Origin of the sequence: Janthinobacterium sp. GMG1 (genome assembly GCF_034427795.1) — a bacterium.
Taxonomy (GTDB): domain Bacteria; phylum Pseudomonadota; class Gammaproteobacteria; order Burkholderiales; family Burkholderiaceae_D; genus Janthinobacterium.
The window spans coordinates 138995-152644 of the sequence record NZ_JAXQNT010000007.1 but is presented as its reverse complement, the minus strand read 5'-3'; the positions used below and the strand labels follow the sequence as shown (position 1 = coordinate 152644).

Below are 13650 nucleotides of genomic sequence, written 5' to 3'. Positions count from 1 at the left end.
CGCCAGACAGGCGATGATTCAAGCTCAAGCACGCAATAGTTGCATCGGGCCAAACAAGGCCTGCATGTCACGATTGCCGATAAAGGACAGATTATACGGATGTTCCGCCGTCACCTGCGGCAACAATGCCGCCACCGGCAGGCGTTTGATGAGCTCGGCGATCTTGCCCCACAGCACCAGTTGCGGCGTGGCCGCCCCGCCCTGCTGCGCCAGCGCTTCCAGCACCACCTGCAGGAAGGGCAGCCAGCCGCGCGCATCCTGCACGGGCGGCACGTGGGCACGGAACACCAGCGCCGCGTTGAGCAGCAGGAAGCCCTGCTCCGTCATCTTGCGCTGCAAGTCGGGCAGGGTCTGGATCACGCCGCTGCCCGGCAGCTGCGCGGCGGCGGCCACGGGCGCCATGGCCACGCCGGACGTGTCGCCGCCCTGCAACTGGCCATCGGCCACCAGCAGCATCTTCATGAAGTTGCGCAGCGAGGTGGCGCGGTTGACGGGCTTCGACAGGCCCGTGGCCGACCACAGACTACCGACGGCGCCGTCCATGAAGCACACCCCCGTGGCGCTGTCGGCGCGCGGATACGGCCCCTCGCCCACCAGCACGTAGCGCACCTGCGCCAGCGGCAGGGCAAAGGCGGCGAACAGCCGGCCCTGCGTGGGCAGGTAATCGTCGATGGCCAGCGCCGGCAGGTAGGCGGGATCGGCCGCCATCACGGCCTGCAAGCCGCGCAGCAGGATGGGACGCCAGGAAGCGTGCGCCAGGGACAGGGCATCGGTGATGCTGGCAGGAACGGTTGTCGCGGTCATGGGACGTACAGTATTTGGGCAAACGCAAATTGTAGCGCACCGGCAGGCATGCATTGACTGCCCAACATCAAGCACGCATAAAAAATCCCCAGCCTGTTGCCAGGCCGGGGATCTCTGCATTGAGCTACTTCCAGCCTATTCGGCGTCAGGCTGCTGCGACGGATGGGCGGCAGCAAACGCGGGCAAGCCGGCGCAATGGGCATGGATGCGCGCCACACGCGGATATGGCGCCAGGTCGATGGCGAAGCGCTGCGCATTGAATACCTGCGGCACCAGGCAGCAATCGGCCATCGTCGGGCTGTCGCCATGACAGAACAGGCCCGCGCCGGCAGGATCGCCCTGCGCCAGCAGCGCCTCCACGGCCGCCAGTCCCTCGGCCATCCAGTGGCGGTACCACTCCTGCTTGGCCTCGTCCGACAGCCCCAGAGTGTTTTTCAGGTATTTCAACACGCGCAGATTTGTCAGCGGATGGGCGTCGCAGGCGATCGCCAGCGCCAGCGCGCGCACCCTGGCGCGGCCCAGCGCATCGGCCGGCAGCAGCGGCACGCTAGGGCGCGTCTCGTCGAGATACTCGAGCATCGCCAGCGACTGCGTCAGGATGGCGCCGTCGTCATCGAGCGCCGGCACCAGGGCCGACGGATTGACGGCGCGGTAGGCTGGCAGCAGCTGCTGGCCGCCATCCTGCAGCAGATGCACGGGGATGCTGTCGTAGGCGATACCCTTGAGATTCAAGGCAATGCGCACGCGGTAGGCGGCCGAACTGCGAAAGTAGGTGTACAGCTTCATGGGGCGCCCTCCCCTCAGGCGCGGCCAGCGTACAGGGCCACGGTCTGCTCGATGCTGCCGAAGATGCTGGCGCCGGCCGCGTCGCGCATTTCGATACGCACCGTGTCGCCGAACTTCAGGTAGGCCGTCTTTGGCGCGCCGTGTTCGATGGTTTCATACATGCGCACTTCGGCCAGGCAGCAGTAGCCGACGCCGCCGTTCTCGATGCTGGAGCCAAACAGGTTGCCCTGCTTGTTCGACACGGTGCCGGAACCGATGATGCTGCCGGCGCCCAGTTCGCGCGTCTTGGCCGCATGCGCGACCAACTGGGCAAAGTCGAAGGTCATGTCCTCGCCCGCGTTCGGCTTGCCGAACGGTTTGTCGTTCAGGTCCACCAGCAGCGGCAAATGCAGCTTGCTGCCAACCCAGTCGGCACCCAGTTCATCGGGCGTGACGGCGACGGGGGAAAATGCGCTGGCCGCCTTCGACTGGAAGAAACCGAAACCCTTGGCCAGCTCGCCCGGAATCAGGTTGCGCAAGGAGACATCGTTGACCAGCATGACCAGGCGGATCGCTTTCGCCGCATCGTCCACGCCGACGCCCATGGCCACGTCGCCCGTGATCACCGCCACTTCCGCTTCCAGGTCGATGCCCCACTCTTCCGACAAGGCGAAGATCGGATCGCGCGGGCCGATAAAGCTGTCGGAGCCGCCCTGGTACATCAGCGGGTCCGTGTAGAACGAGGCCGGTACTTCCGCATTGCGCGCCTTGCGCACCAGTTCCACGTGATTGATGTAGGCGGAACCGTCGGCCCACTGGTAGGCGCGCGGCAGCGGCGAGTGGCATTGATTGGCATCAAATGGCTGCGCGTCCGGCGCCTTGCCCGCGTTCAGGTCGGCATACGCCTGCTCCAGCTTGGGCGCGACAGCGTCCCAGTTGTCGAGCGCCGCCTGCAGGGTGGGCGCGATGGCGGCCACGCGCTGGTACTGGCGCAGGTCGCGGCTGACGAGGATCAGGGCGCCGTCGCGGCTGCCGTTTTTCAGGGTTGCGAGTTTCATGGAGTGTGTTCCTTGTTTGGCGTATTGTTCAGATGATTTCCGTGTGCGGCGCTCAGGCGTCGGCCGGCGCGTGCATCCAGGCGGCGTGTTTCGGCGCGCGGCGCGTTTGCGACCATTCTTCCAGCATTTCCCATTTGACGGCGTCCAGTTTGGCCATCATCTCGGGCGTGCCCACGTTGGCCGCCAGCTCCAGGCGGTGGCCGTTCGGGTCAAAGAAGTAGATCGACTGGAAGATGGCGTGGTTGACGGGACCCAGCACCTCGATGCCGCCGGCCACCAGGCGCTCCTTGGCGGCCAGCAGTTCGTCCATGCTGCCCACTTCCAGCGCCAGGTGCTGCACCCAGGCCGGGGTATTGCGGTCGCGGTCCATCGGCGGCTGCGTCGGCAGCTCGAAGAAGGCCAGCACATTGCCCTGGCCCGCATCGAGGAAGACGTGCATGTACGGGTCCGGCGCCTTGGTCGACGGCACCAGGTCTTCGGCGATGGCGAGGACGAAATTCATGTTCAAATGCTTGACGTACCACTCGACGGTTTTCTTCGCGTCGATGCAGCGGTAGGCGACGTGGTGGATTTGCTTGATCTTCATGTGCTTGTCTCCAATGGATGGCGCCCTGGGCGCAATGGCTGGCCTGTTTTTCAGCTTTTCACCATTAGAATCGAGTTCCAGCTATCATACAAACAATTTTTAACCATTGATTTATCGGATTATCTTATGAGTCCCAGCCTGCGACAGATGCGCGCCTTCGTGGCGCTGGCCAAGACCGGCAGTTTCACCCTGGCCGCCGAATACCTGCACGTGACGCAATCGGCCTTGAGTGGCTTGATCAAGGAACTGGAAAGCGTGCTGGGCGTGCGCGTGGTCGAGCGCAGCACGCGCAAGACGCAGCTGTCCGAAATCGGCCGCGAACTGTATCCGCTGTTTGAAAAGATGATCGAGGACCTCGACGGCGCCATGGCCGGCATCGCCCAGCGCAAGGCTCTGAAAACGGGGATGGTGCGCATCGCTGCGCCGCAGATGATGGCGTGCACCCTGCTGCCGGAAGTGATCGCCGCCTACCGCCAGGCGCACCCGGACGTGCAGCTGCGCCTCGTCGACTGCCCCGTGGAGAATGTGTCGGCGCGTGTCTTCAGCGGCGAAGTCGATTTCGGCATCGGCCCCGAGCGCGACCCCACGGCGGAAATCGCCGCGCAAGTGCTGTTTGAAATGCCCTTCGTGCTGGTCTTCCCCGAACAGCACCCGCTGCAGCAAAAGGAAAGGGTCACCTGGGCCGACGTGGGCGACTATCCGTTCATTTCGCTGCAAGGCCAGTTCACGGAACGCCTGCTGCGCGACATGCACGGCGCGTTTCGCGAGCTGTCGCTCAATCCGTACAACGAAGTGACCTTCATGACGACGGCGCTGGCCATGGTCAGCGCCAACCTGGGCATCACGGTCTGCCTGCCGTACGCGGAACCGATGGTCAAACTATATCAATTGCAGATGCGCGCCCTGCACGAGCCGGAACTGACGCGGCGCTTTTTCGTCTACACGAAGACGGGGCGGTCGCTGTCGCCGGCAGCCGAAAGCTTCATGGCCTTCCTGTTCCGCTTTGTCGAGACGCACGAGTGGAACGTGGGAGCGGGCGGCCCGGCTGGCGCCGCTTTATAATCGGGCATCGCCCTTTCACCGCTCGCACCATGACTCAGCCTCACCAGAACGATCTGTCCGCCATCGACGCCGCCACCATCGCCATCAACCAGCGCATGAACAAATTCGACGGCCATGCACAGGTCTGGCTGTTCGGCTATGGCTCGCTGATCTACAAGGCCGATTTCCCCTACATCGAGCGCCGCCCGGCCAGCATCGCCGGCTGGACGCGGCGCTTCTGGCAAGGCTCGCACGACCACCGGGGCACGCCGATGGCGCCGGGCCGCGTCGCCACCATCGTGCCGCAAGCGGGCGCCGTGTGCGACGGCATGGCTTACCTGATCACGCCCGAAGTCTTCGCCCACCTCGACCACCGCGAAAAGAACGGCTATTTGCGCCTGGCCACCGACATCACCTTCGACGATGGCAGCAAGGTCGAAGGCCTGGTGTACATCGCCAACGAGGAAAACGCCGCCTTCCTCGGCGCCGCCCCGGAACTGGACATCGCGCGCCAGATCGCCCGCTCTGCCGGCCCCAGCGGCCCGAACAGCGAATACCTGCTGCACCTGGCCAGCGCCCTGCGCGAGCTGGGCAAGAGCGACCCGCACGTCTTTGCCATCGAGCAACATCTGGCGCAATTGAAGGATGCGCCGCCAGCAACGCAGTGAGTGACGGCAGGTAACCAGCTTGCATGATGCAAGCGATGAATATATTTTCATTGTGACAATTGGCGACTATCGCCGTTTTATTAACGGCCATAATCGGAACGCGCGATTCCTTTATGCATGAGTGGAGCAACGGTACGCGTCGGCAGGCAGCGGGGCAGAACATACGGCCCTGCATGATCGGAGCGAAATCACCGGAGCGAGACGACCATGTCCGAAAGGTCTATGCTGCAACAGCATGGGAGGCAGCCGCATTGCATGCTTCCCGGAGCAGGCGCTATTGCCCCTGTGCATGTCCCCGTCCACTGCGGCAGCGCCGGGGGCGGGCTGAACATCATTGGCAGCTCTCCAATATTCCAACGCCTGCTGCGCATGGTCGAAGCCGTGGCGCCGACCCGCTGCACGGTGCTCATCAGTGGCCCAACCGGTTCCGGCAAGGAAATCATCGCCCAGCTCGTGCACCGGCACAGCGGCGATCCCGCTGCGCCCTTTGTCGATCTCAACTGCGGCGCACTGCCGGAACACCTGATCGACGCGGAACTCTTCGGCCATACCAAGGGCGCATTTACGGGAGCGCTCAACAGCCGCACCGGGTTCTTCGCCCAGGCGGGACAAGGCACGCTGTTTCTCGATGAAATAGGCGAATTGCCGCTAGGTGTACAGAGCAAGCTGCTGCGCGTACTCGAAGCACGCTGTTTCAGGCCACTGGGCGGAGGTGATACCCAGCCGTTCAACGGCCGCATCGTGGCCGCCACCCACTGCGACCTGGCCGCGATGGTGCAAGCGGGCCGTTTCCGCGAAGACCTGTATTACCGGCTGGCGGTATTGAAACTCGACGTACCGGGCCTGGACCAGCGCCGCGGCGACGTCGCCGCCCTCGCCGCCCACTTTGCCAGCCTGCAGAAGCGGCCCATCCGCTTTACCGCCACCGCCATGGAACGCCTGGGCCGGCATGCCTGGCCCGGCCATATCCGCGAACTGCGCAACCTGGTTGAACGGCTGTCGATACTGGCCGAATCGGCGCTGATCGATGCCCACAGCCTGGAAGCCTTCCTGTCGGCGGGCATGCCGGAAGACGCGGATCACACGCTGCTGGCGGAAGCCCTCATGCGGCTGGAAGGCGACGACAAGCTGGAGGCCGCGGAACAATTGCTGATCGACTATGCGATGCGCCTTGCCGATGGCAACAAGACGATCGCGGCGCGCCACCTGGGCATCAACCGCAAGGTCATCGAACGCCGCGTGCATGGCGACGAGGAGCGCAGCAATTTTGCCCGCGTCTGCCTGCTGGAGGGACGTGCGCTGATCGAGGCGGCCCGTTTCAAGGAAGCCATCGAAGTATTGCGTCGCGGCCTCACCTTGCTGGCCGCCGACTCCCACCCCTGCACCGCGCGCCGCCTGAGCTGCGACCTGCACCGCTGGCTCGCCATTTCGCACCGCGGCATCAGCGGCTGGCAAAGCGCCGAAGCGCTCGCCTGCTACCAGCAGGCATTGCAGGAAGCGGCGGCGCTGGGCGACGAGGTGGAAATCACCGCCCTGCGCTTCGGCATCTGGAGCTCGCAACTGATGGCGCTGGACCTGGTGGCGGCGCGGGCTACGGCGCAAGACATGCTGCAGCGGGCGCAAGCCATAGGTGACACGGACTTGCTGTCGCAGGCCCACCTGGCCCTGGCCAACACGCTGTTCTGGCTCGGCGATTACCGCGAGACGCTGGCCTGCCTGGAGCGCGGACACCTGCTATGCGGCGCGGCATCGGCCGACACCGGGGGACAGGGCCTGGACATCGCCGCGCTGTCGACCACTTTCGAAGGCCTGTCCTGCTTCCAGAGTGGCGCCTTCCGGCGCGCGCGCCAGGTGATGGACCACCTGGCATTGCGCGGCGGCGCCGACAACCCGCATCCCTTCCATCGCGCCATCGCACTGCAGGGCGCCGCGTGGCTCGCCTGCATGTTCGAGGACTGGAGCCGGCTGGCAAACCTGGCGGCAGACCTGCAAACCGTCGCCAGCGAATATGGCTATCAATTCTACCTGGGGGTGGGCCAGATATTCCATGCCTGCGCATTGGCGTCTGGCAACGTCCATGCGCGGACCGAACAGCGCATCGCCGATGGCTACCAGCAATACATGCTGTGCGAAGGCGGCATGCTCTTCCATTCATTTCAGGCCTGGAAACGGGGCGAACTGCTGCTGTCGGCAGGCCAGCCATCGCAAGCCCGGCAACTGCTGCACGGCGCCATCGAACTGGCGCTGGAACATGGCGAACGGGCCTATCTGGTCGAACTGCTCGACATGCATGCGCAGACGTGGATCGCGGTGGGTGATCTGGACAACGCGGAACGCGAACTGGGCAGTGCACTGTCGACCGCCAAGGCGCTGGGCGCGACGGCCGGCGGCCTGCTGGTGGCAACCCGCCTGGCGCAACTGCTGCAGCAGCGCGGGCGCCGGCCCGAAGCACTCGAACACCTCACGCGCGCCTTGCGCGGCGTGGAACGTGACACGGCTTTCCCCCGGTTTGCCCAGGCGCTGCAGTTGCAGACCACCCTGGCGCAAACCATCTCCATGCCATGCCAACCTGAGGACCCGCAACATGAGCTATGTGCTGAACCACGATGACCTTGAATCGCTACTGCTGGGAGCTTGCTTCTTCGGCAGCGGTGGCGGCGGCACGCTCACTTCCGCGCGCAGCCTGCTGGCCCAATTCCACGCCGGCGATTACTATCCGGACGCCCAAGTGCGCGTGGTCAGCGTCGACGAAGCCACCGATGGCGAGACGGTCATGGTGGCTTACCTGGGTTCGCCCGTGGCGATCAATGGCGCCCAACTTCCGCAAGGTCCCGTCGATGCCGTGATCGCCGTCAGGGAGCGCCTGGCGCTGGAAAACCGCACCCTGGCCTACCTGGCGCCGCCCGAGAGCGGGGCACTGGGGTTTCTCGTCGCCTGCCTGGTCGCCGCCCACCTGGGGCTGGCGGTGATCGACGCCGATGGCGCCGGCCGCGCCGTTCCCTCGCTGCCGCAGCTGACGTATGCGGCCGAGCAGATCAATCCGCGCCCGGCCTTCCTCGTCAGCCAGTCGGGACTGCGCGTGGAACTCGACGTCCAGCCGAGCCAGGGCGTGAACGGCGCCCACGCCCACCAGCAGGACGTGGCAACGATCATCGACCAGATGATGCGCCCCATCGTCTCGCAGGCCGATTTCAAGCAGTTCGGCGGGCTGGCCATGTGGATCATGGCGCCGGCGGAACTGGCCCGCGCGCTGCCCGTGCGCGGCACCCTGGGACGCGCCCTGCGCCTGGGCCGCGAACTGCAGGCAGGCCGCTTGCGCAACGCGGACGAACTGGTCGACTATCTTGCGCGGCAATGCGACATGCGCGCCTGGCCATTGTTTCCTCAGGGTACATTCGTCGCCGCCGAAGTCGACTCGCGCAATGGCTTCGACCTGGGCAAGATCACCATCCGCGCGGGTGAACGGCTATGCACGGTCCTGTACCAGAACGAATCGCTGCTGGCCTGGGATAGCAGCCGCAGCACGCCCCTCTGCATGGCGCCCGACACCATCAGTTACTTTGTCGAGGGCGATGGCCAGGCCGTGTATTCGAATGGCGACTTGCTGCTGCCTGACGGCACGCTCAACCCGGCCCTCCTGCAGCGCAAGGTGACGCTGCTGGGCCTGCAAACCCACCCGGCATTGCGGGAACGGGGCGGCCTAATACTCGACAGCTTCATGCAACTGCTCAACACCATCGGCTACCTGGGACCCTATGTGCCGCTGGCGGGCAACGCCGGCGCAGCGGCAGGGAGCGCCGCATGAAGCCGCTGCGCATCTGTATCGTGGCGCCGGTGGCCACGTCCATTTACAACCAGCGCCTGCTGGATGCCATCGAGCCCGTGATGCCGCCCGATGTCGAAGTGTCCGTGCGCAATATTTCGAGCGGGCACGACTGCATCGAATACCGCGTCGACTGGCTGCAAAACGGTTATCCGGTGGTGCAACTGGCCAGGGAAATCGAAGGCGAAGGCTATGACGGCATCTGGCTCAGCGACTTCGACATGTGCGGCGTGGAGGCCGCGCGCGAAGTGATCGACATTCCCATCCTCGGCGGCTTCCCGCCCGCCGCCTTTACGGCGCTGGCCCTCAGCCAGCGCCTGTCGATCATGACGATACTGCCCAGCACGCTCGCCATGCAGCGGGGCCACATGCAGACTTACGGCTTGCAGGACAGCTTCGCCTCCATCCGCTCCATCGACTGTCCCGTCGCAGACCTCGGCAAGCTGGACACGGTGGTCGAAAAAACCTTCCAGGCCGCCATGCTGGCGATACAGGAAGACGGCGCCCAGTCCATCCTGCTCGGCTGCACCGGCTTTGTGGGCGTCGCCGCGCGCGTCAGCGCGCTGCTGGAGGACGCGCTGCAGACCTATGTGCCGGTCATCGATCCGAACCAGGCAGGCTTCAGCTTCCTGGTGTCCCTCGTGCGCATGCGCCTGCGGCCCAGCCGCGCCTGCTACAGCAAGGATAGCTGAAGCGCCGCACGCGCCCGCGTCACGCCATGCCGTATCCCGGGCGCCCCCTCCCCGTCCTTGCCGCCTGCCGTTTTCGTCCATCACGCTCAAAAAGAGTGGACGATATCCGCCATCATTGTTGCGTCACGACAATGCAAATCAGCGCCATCCCTTGAAAATCAAGCACTTGGCCTTCTGGCACACCCTTTGCTAAAGATCATGCTATCGGCGCTTGAGCAACAGGCGCCGCAGCAGGCGGACGGAGCACCTCAAGCGGTGAGCCGCACGCCCTCCAGGACCCAGCAAGGAGCGCCGCCGTGCCGACGACTATGGAAATATCCACCACCCACGACAGCCGGGCCAATCATGGCTTGCTGCCCGGCCTGGCTGCCTTGCAAGATGGCAACACCGGCTGTGCCGACATCTGCATCGCCGTGCTCGACGGTCCCGTCGATACCAGCCATCCCTGCTTTGCCGGCGCCAGGCTGCAACTGCTCGACACGCTCGCCACGGGTGCCAGCGGCAGCGGCCGGGCATCGCAACACGGCACCCATGTCGCCAGCATCATCTTTGGCCAGCCCGGCAGCCCCGTCACGGGCCTGGCCCCCCATTGTCGGGGCTTGATCCTGCCCATCTTTGCCGACCGCGCCGACGGCGCACTGACACAATGCACGCAGCTCGACCTGGCCCGCGCCATCACCCAGGCCGTCGAGCACGGCGCGCACATCATCAATGTCAGCGGCGGTGAACTGTCCGACAGCGGCAGCGCCGATGGCCTGCTGCAAAAAGCCATACAGCTGTGCCATGAACGCAACGTCCTGCTGATCGCGGCGGCGGGCAATGACGGCTGCGATTGCCTGCATATTCCCGCCTCCATCGAGTACACCCTGGTCGTCGGCGCACTGGACCGGCAAGGCGCGCCCATGCCCAACAGCAACTGGGGTGAAGCCTATCGCGCGCGCGGCATCATGGCGCCCGGCACCGACATCCTCGGCGCCGCTGCCGCTGGGCGCGTGCGGCTCAGCAGCGGCACCAGCTTTGCCACCCCGATCGTCTCGGCCATCGCAGCCTTGCTGCTATGCCGGCAACACCAACATGGGGATCGTCCTGACCCTCGTGGAGTTTGCAGCGCATTGCTGCAAAGCGCAACGCGTTGCAACACCAATGGCGAGCTGGACTGTCGCCGCCTCCTGACTGGGACATTGAATGTGCCGGACGCCACTCAACTATTATTAAAAGGGAAAATTGAAATGTCAGACGATACTGTGATTGAAGCGAGCCCAGCCAATGCCGACACTTCCGCGCAGGCGCATCCGCTCAGCATTCCCATGCTGGAAACCCCCTCTCCGGCCAACTTCGCGGGCCCTTCCGGCGCGACGCGGCAAGGCATCAGCGCTTCCGGCATCGATGCCTCCGATTGCGGCTGCGGCGGCAGCGCCAAGGGCCCGACCCTGGTGTATGCGCTGGGCAACCTGGGCATCGACTTCGGCAGTGAAGCGCGCCGCGATTCCTTCGTCCAGGCCATGCCACCAGGCAGGGACAATCCTGGCGATCCGCAGCAATTGATCGAATTCCTGCGCGCAAAGCCATATTTCCGCCAATCGCTGACCTGGACCGTCAACCTGGACGCCACGCCGATTTACGCGATCGTTCCCGTCGGCCCATATGCCGACCTGACCTATGAACTGCTGTTCGAGGCCTATGTCGGCACCATCGATGGCCTGGTCGTCATGAATTCGTTTCCCGGCGTAATCTCGGGCGCCGCCAGGCTGATGTCCGGCCAGGTCGTTCCCGTGATCCAGCCGGCCATCCGGGGCATGTTCAGCTGGAATGTGCCGCAGCTGATCGACAGCCTGATGGCGGTGCAGGACAGCCTGGAAATCAACAGCAGCAACACGGGCGCGCGCCTGGAAAACTTCCTGAACCGCATCTATTACGACTTCCGCAACCTGGGCGTCACGGGCATGGACCGCGCGCTCAACTTCTCGGCCACGAATGCCATGCAAGCGGCGGAAATGCTGGCCAAGACCACCGGCATGCAGCTCGATACCATCGTCGTGCAACAGAGCCCTGTCTGCCGCCCGGGCTCCGAATGCTACGACATTATCATGACCTTCTTCAACCCGGAAAACCTGCAGGTAGCCAACACGGTCGCCCGCTTCGCCGTCGACGTCAGCGATGTGATACCGGTCAGCGTCGGCGCAGTGCGCTACTGGTCGCAACGCTAACAGCATTTGAATGTCGGGGCACGTGGGCGCAGCGATGCGTGCACGCGCTTCAGCATACGGTCGTTGGCGGGAAACGATCAGCACCGTACTTCGGTACGCACACCCATTGCCGCTGCCCGCGGCGGCGCCACCACAAGGAGTTTCGAAATGAACAATCTGCCATTGCAAGCCAAAGCCGTACAACGCAGCCCCAGCATCTCCGCCATCAGCCAGGGCGTCGCTCCTTCCGGCATTACCTGCACCCTGTGCAAAGCGGCTTGCGGCGCCTTGAGCGGCACCGCACAGCAACTCTGCCTGATGGCTTGCAACGCCACCGTTTGCTGATCAAGCCAGCAAGATCGAGCCATCCCGGCTAAACCCGGCATGCCTGCGGGCGATGAGTTTCTCGTCGCCCGTTCAGCCAGCCGGCGTCACCCACGATTAAGGAAGGACAGCGATGCGACTCCCACTACAAAGCCCGCCTGTTTCGCGCAGCGCGCGTGGCCCTATCAACGCACAAGCCAACGTACAAGCCAGCGGCCCGCATACCAGCGGCATACAGCCGTCCGCTTGCGGACCGACCAACACGGGCCAAGGCCAGTGCTTCGATACACACGGGCCGATAGGCGGACCGACAGCCCATAATTGCAGCGCCTGCTGCGCCCGGCGCGGCGCGATTCATTGGCAAGGCGTGAATGGCACCTTTGCCATCTGCCACTGAGCACCGAATCCGCTCTCCAGATTCCCGCCTCCTGGCCTCTGCCGGAAGCGGGAACTGCATTGGCCGCAGTCCGGTCACGTCATGCGCTAGAACAAATCCAGCTGACCCGCATTCCCTCCTTTTGCCTTGTTTCCCAGCGGCGGCACCACCAGCGGCCGGCGGAACTGCGTGCAATCGAGCTGCTTGAAGCGACCGCCCTTGCCGTGCAGCCCCAGCCGGTGCACGGCTTTTTCAAAGCGCTGGCGGATAAGGTCGGCCCACACGCCTTCGCCCCGCATGCGCGCACCGAACGCGCTGTCGTAATCCTTGCCGCCACGCATTTCACGCACCCGGTTCATCACGCGCTGGGCCCGTTCCGGGAAGTGCGCTTCCAGCCATTGCTGGAACAAGGGGCTCACTTCCCACGGCAGGCGCAGCACCACGTAATGGGCGTGGATGGCGCCCGCATCGCGCACGGCTTCGAGCAGCTGCTCGATTTCCGGCTCCGTCACGAACGGGATGATGGGCGCAATGCTCACGCCCACGGGAATACCCGCCTCCGTCAGGGTGCGGATGGTGCGCAGGCGCCGCGCCGGGGCGGCCGCGCGCGGTTCCAGAGTGCGCGCGATGGCCGGGTCGAGCGTGGTGACAGTCACGGCCACGGCTGCCAGGCGCTTGGCCGCCATGGGCGCCAGAATATCGATATCGCGCTCGATCAACGACGATTTCGTGATCAGCGCCACGGGATGATCGCATTCGTGCAGCACTTCCAGCACGCGCCGCGTCAGCTGCCGTTCGCGTTCGCACGGCTGATACGCATCGGTATTGACGCCCAGGGCGATCGGTTCGGGCACATACGAGGGGTTGGCCAGCTCGCGCCGCAAGAGTTCGGGGGCATTCACCTTGGCGTAGATGCGGCTTTCGAAGTCCAGGCCCGGCGACAGGCCCAGATAGCTGTGCGTAGGGCGGGCAAAGCAATAAATGCAACCATGTTCGCAGCCCCGGTACGGGTTCAGAGAGACGTTGAATGGCAAATCGGGCGAAGCGTTGCGCGTGAGAATAGTGCGCGCCTGCTCGTCGCTGACCTGCGTCTTCCAGCCCGGCGCCGGCGCCTCACCATCTGCCGCATCCAGGCCGCCCACGCTCCAGCCGTCATCGAAACCGGCACGCGCGTGCACTTCGTAGCGCCCCTGCAAGTTCGAGACGGCGCCGCGCCCCTTGTGGGCTTTCACCGATTGCGGCGGCAACATGGCTTGCCCGGCGAAGCTGTCATCGTGCTCTGGAATGATTGCTTTCATGAACGGCCCCATCAACTGTATATACGTAC

12 protein-coding genes are annotated in these 13650 nt (G+C 64.7%); 7 read left to right on the top strand and 5 right to left on the bottom strand.

All coding sequences use genetic code 11. The annotated features are described in order from the left end of the window. Positions 1–24: 24 nt before the first annotated feature. The 4 genes from SJI03_RS19190 to SJI03_RS19175 all read right to left on the bottom strand — a co-directional run bounded on the left by SJI03_RS19190 (position 25) and on the right by SJI03_RS19175 (position 3213). Positions 25–804 (bottom strand): uracil-DNA glycosylase, encoded by a 780-nt coding sequence (locus tag SJI03_RS19190; protein WP_322428244.1) that lies wholly within the window; start codon positions 802–804, stop codon positions 25–27. Positions 805–939: 135 nt separating this feature from the next. After that, complete coding sequence (gene maiA, locus SJI03_RS19185) at positions 940–1590, bottom strand: maleylacetoacetate isomerase (protein ID WP_322428243.1); 651 nt, start codon at positions 1588–1590, stop codon at positions 940–942. Positions 1591–1604: 14 nt separating this feature from the next. After that, complete coding sequence (locus SJI03_RS19180; protein ID WP_322428242.1) at positions 1605–2627, bottom strand: fumarylacetoacetate hydrolase family protein; 1023 nt, start codon at positions 2625–2627, stop codon at positions 1605–1607. Between the two features lie 52 nt (positions 2628–2679). Then, positions 2680–3213, bottom strand: a complete 534-nt coding sequence (locus tag SJI03_RS19175; protein WP_322428241.1) for a VOC family protein — start codon at positions 3211–3213, stop codon at positions 2680–2682. A gap of 126 nt (positions 3214–3339) precedes the next feature. On the opposite strand from SJI03_RS19175, the gene SJI03_RS19170 reads away from it, so the two are divergent. From SJI03_RS19170 to SJI03_RS19140, 7 genes are all read left to right on the top strand, one after another. After that, positions 3340–4275: a LysR family transcriptional regulator gene (locus SJI03_RS19170; RefSeq protein ID WP_099378261.1), complete on the top strand. Its 936-nt coding sequence runs from the start codon at positions 3340–3342 to the stop codon at positions 4273–4275. Positions 4276–4337: 62 nt separating this feature from the next. Next, complete coding sequence (locus SJI03_RS19165; RefSeq protein ID WP_099378419.1) at positions 4338–4922, top strand: gamma-glutamylcyclotransferase; 585 nt, start codon at positions 4338–4340, stop codon at positions 4920–4922. A gap of 222 nt (positions 4923–5144) precedes the next feature. Beyond that, a complete protein-coding gene (locus tag SJI03_RS19160; protein WP_416208774.1) occupies positions 5145–7532 on the top strand; it encodes a sigma 54-interacting transcriptional regulator in 2388 nt (795 codons plus the stop codon). Then, positions 7507–8727: a DUF917 domain-containing protein gene (locus SJI03_RS19155; protein ID WP_322428239.1), complete on the top strand. Its 1221-nt coding sequence runs from the start codon at positions 7507–7509 to the stop codon at positions 8725–8727. The genes SJI03_RS19160 and SJI03_RS19155 overlap by 26 nt, the downstream gene beginning before the upstream one ends. Next, a complete protein-coding gene (locus SJI03_RS19150; protein WP_322428238.1) occupies positions 8724–9437 on the top strand; it encodes an aspartate/glutamate racemase family protein in 714 nt (237 codons plus the stop codon). Before SJI03_RS19155 ends, SJI03_RS19150 begins: the two co-directional genes overlap by 4 nt. 296 nt (positions 9438–9733) lie before the next feature. Beyond that, positions 9734–11644 carry a S8 family serine peptidase gene (locus SJI03_RS19145; protein WP_322428237.1) on the top strand — a complete coding sequence of 637 codons (1911 nt, stop codon included), beginning with the start codon at positions 9734–9736 and terminating at the stop codon, positions 11642–11644. A 147-nt stretch (positions 11645–11791) separates the two neighbouring features. Next, positions 11792–11968, top strand: a complete 177-nt coding sequence (locus tag SJI03_RS19140; RefSeq protein ID WP_158301208.1) for a hypothetical protein — start codon at positions 11792–11794, stop codon at positions 11966–11968. A gap of 462 nt (positions 11969–12430) precedes the next feature. Here SJI03_RS19140 and SJI03_RS19135 read toward each other — a convergent pair whose 3' ends face one another. Next, positions 12431–13621, bottom strand: coding sequence for a PA0069 family radical SAM protein (locus SJI03_RS19135; RefSeq protein WP_416208770.1), 1191 nt, complete (start codon positions 13619–13621; stop codon positions 12431–12433). Between the last annotated feature and the right edge of the window lie 29 nt (positions 13622–13650).